Here is a 341-nt window from a genome sequence, read left to right as displayed (position 1 = left end):
GATTTTTCCAGATTGAACAGTATTTACATCTGCCTGTACATTTCCTTGAAAACAAAAAGAAAACAGCATAATAAACACTCCTAAAAAACTTATTAAACTCCTATTTCTCTTCACAACTTTCCCCCTATAATTTTTGGCTTTCTTGATTATTTTATACAACGTTTCATATATATTCCACAAAAAATCCAATAAATTTTTATTGATAAAAATGCTATTCATACTAACCTCCTAAAAATAGTAAGATAAATAAAAAAAGGAACGGGTTTCCGCTCCTTTTTTATCTTTTACGATTATCAATCCATTTCCCTTTTAGGCTCTACCAACATGATGTGGGATTCCTT

1 pseudogene is annotated in these 341 nt (G+C 29.3%); it reads right to left on the bottom strand.

From position 1 onward, the window contains the following. Positions 1–219: pseudogene (locus KI369_RS28890) on the bottom strand (hypothetical protein); the annotation flags it as partial. Between the last annotated feature and the right edge of the window lie 122 nt (positions 220–341).

The sequence above is a fragment of the Bacillus sanguinis genome (genome assembly GCF_018332475.1).
Classification (GTDB): Bacteria; Bacillota; Bacilli; order Bacillales; family Bacillaceae_G; genus Bacillus_A; species Bacillus_A sanguinis.
Note: the sequence above shows the minus strand (reverse complement) of the source record. Positions and strands in the feature narration are given on the sequence as shown.